Raw genomic sequence first — 3,021 nt, forward strand, 5'->3', positions numbered from 1 at the left:
CCCCGTGCTCCACCACCAGATGCCGGGCAAACAGAGCACCCAGACCCCCCGTACCACCCGTGATCAACACCGCACCGTCCGCGAACGGGCCGGGCGCGTCCTTGCCCGCGGGGGCCGGGGCCGGGGCCTTGGCCGTGACGAGCCGGGGTACGCGGAAGGCTCCCGCTCGCAGGGCGAGTTGGGGCTCGCCCGCGCCCAGCGCGGCGAGCAGCCACCGGTCGCCCCCGCCCGGTCCGGTGAGACCGTCGGTGCCGGTGTCGGTGCCGGTGTCGGTGCCGGTGTCGGTGCCGGTGCCGGTGTCGGTGTCGGTGTCGGTGTCGGTGTCGGTGTCGAGCAGGACGATCCGGTTCGGGTGCTCCGACTGCACGGTGCGCGCCAGGCCCCACACGGGAGCGACGGGCAGGGAGGTGACGTCCTCGCCGGGCTCCGCGGCGACCGCTCCCCGGGTGACGACGAGCAGACGGGAGCCGTCGAAGCGGGGCTCGGCGAGGAAGCGCTGGACGAGACCGAGGAAGGCCGTGGCGGTCCGTCGTGCGGCGGCGGCCTGATCGCCCGGGTCCGCCACGGCCCCGTGCCCGGACCCGGACGGCTCGGACCCGGCATGCAGCAGTTCGGCCCGCACCACCACGGCGTCCAGCCCGTCGTCGTCGGGCAGTCCGGCGCCCGTCGCCTCGGCGATGCGGAGGGCGGCGGCCTCGGGCACGGCCAGGGGCGTCCACTCGACGTCGTAGAGGGCCTTCGGCCCGCGGGACGCGGCGGAGACGAGCCGGTCGCGGGCGATGGGCCGTACGGAGAGCGTCTCCAGGGAGACCACGGGCTCCCCGGCGGGGTCGACGGCGGTGAGGGCGTAGCTGTCGGCCCCGACCGGCGTGATGCGCACGCGGAGCGTGGTGGCGCCGGTCGCGTGCAGCGTCGTGCCGGCCCAGGCGAACGGCAGGCGGATCGCGTCGGCGGCCGCGCCTTCCGCCGCGGTTTCGGCGGCGTGCAGCACCAGCGGGTGCAGCAGCGCGTCGAAGAGCGCGGGGTGCAGGCCGAAGCGGTCCGCGGCCGCGTGCTGGTCCGCGGGCAGGGAGACCTCGGCGTACAGCTCGTCGCCCTGCCGCCACAGTGCGGTCAGGCCCCGGAACACCGGGCCGTATCCGTAGCCCAGCTCGGCCAGGCGGTCGTAGACCCCGTCCAGGGGCTGGGCCACGGCGTTCGCGGGCGGCCATACGCGCGGCGGCTCGGGGGCGGTGCCGGTGGTGGCCGGAGTGCCGCCGAGGAACCCGGAGGCGTGCCGGGTCCACGGTTCCGGCCCGTCCGAACCGGTGTCGGGGCGGGCGTGGATCGTGAAACGGCGCCCGCCCGACGGCTCGGGAGCGCCGACGGCGACTTGGACGCGCACGGGCGTGTGCTCGGGCAGGACCAGGGGCGCCTCGAGGGTCAGTTCGTCGACCCGGGCGGCTCCGGCGCGGCTGCCCGCGGCAAGGGCCAGTTCGAGGAAGGCGGTGGCGGGCACCAGGACGGTGCCGCCGATCGCGTGGTCGGCGAGCCAGGGGTGCAGGCCGGTGGAGAGCCTGCCGGTGAGGAGCAGGTCGTCGCGCCCGGCCACGTCCAGCGCGGTGTGCAGCAGCGGGTGCCCGGCCGGGTCGAGGCCGAGGCCGCGGGCGTCGGAGGGGCCGTCCGGCGCGAGCCAGTAGTGCGCGCGCTGGAAGGCATACGTCGGCAGGTCCACGCGCCGTCCGCCGGGGTGGAAGGCGGCGCCGTCCAGGGGCGCCCCGTGCGCCCAGGCGAGGGCGAGCCCGGTGGTGAGGGTGGCGGTCTCGGGGTGGCCCGCGCGCATCAGCGGTACGGCCGTCGCGGTGTCGCCGAGTGCCGTGCGGGCGAGGGAGGCCAGTACGGCTTCGGGGCCCGCCTCCACGAAGACGGTGGCGCCCTGCCGCGCGAGGGTGCGGACCGCGTCGAGGAAGCGGACCGGCTTGCGGATCTGCTCGGCCCAGTAGCCGGGCGAGGTGAGTTCTTCCGCGGTGGCGAGTTCACCCGTGACGGTCGAGACGATCGGGATGCGCGGCTCGTGGTAGGTCAGGCTCCGGGCGACCGTGAGGAACTCGTCCAGGACGTCGTCCATGTGCGGGGAGTGGAAGGCGTGACTGACCTGGAGCCTTCGGGTCCTGCGGCCCTTTGCGCGCCAGCGTCCGGCGAGATCCTCGGCGGCGTCCTCGTCCCCCGAGACCACGACGGACGCCGGGGCGTTGACGGCGGCGAGGGCGAGACGGCCGTCCAGCCCGGCGAGGTCGGCGGCGAGTTCGGCCTCCTCCGCCTCGATCGCGACCATGGCCCCGCCCGCGCGCGCGGACTGCATCAGCCGGCCCCGGGCGGCTACCAGCCGGGCGGCGTCGGACAGGGTCAGCACACCGGCCGCATGGGCGGCGGCGACTTCGCCGATCGAGTGGCCGGCCAGCAGGTCCGGCACCATTCCGTGGTGTTCGGCGAGCCGGAACAGGGCGGTCTCGACGGCGAACAGGGCGGGCTGGGTGTACGCCGTCCGGTGCAGCAGCTCTCCCGCGGGGGTGTCCCCGGACGCGAACACCACCTCGCGCAGCGGCCGCTCCAGATACGGATCGACGGCGGCGGCCACCTCGTCGAAGGCGGCGGCGAACACCGGCGAGGACGCGTGGAGTTCGCGGCCCATCCCCAGGCGCTGTGCGCCCTGCCCCGTGAACAGGAACGCGGTCCGGCCCGCACTCGCGGCGCTGCCGGTGATCACCCCGGCCGGTGTCTCGCCCCGGGCCAGTGCGTCGAGTGCGGCCAGGAGGTCCGGGGCGGTGTCGCCCGTCAGTACGGCCCGCTCGGGCAGGGCGGTCCGGGTGGTGGCGAGGGACCAGCCGACGTCCGCGATGTCCGCCTCGGGGTGGGCGGTGAGGTGGTCCCGCAGGCGTGCGGCCTGGGCGCGCAGGGCCTCGGGGCCGCGGGCGGAGATGATCCAGGGAGCGGGAGCAGGGGCAGGAGCGGGCGCGGGGTCGGATGCGGGGGCGGATGCGG

1 protein-coding gene is annotated in these 3,021 nt (G+C 76.4%); it reads right to left on the bottom strand.

All coding sequences use genetic code 11. The annotated features are described in order from the left end of the window. On the bottom strand, positions 1–3,021 hold a 3,021-nt coding region (locus GUY61_RS36775), incomplete at both ends, for an acyltransferase domain-containing protein (RefSeq protein ID WP_243767007.1).

It is taken from the genome of Streptomyces sp. GC420 (assembly GCF_009916105.1).
GTDB lineage: Bacteria > Actinomycetota > Actinomycetes > Streptomycetales > Streptomycetaceae > Streptomyces.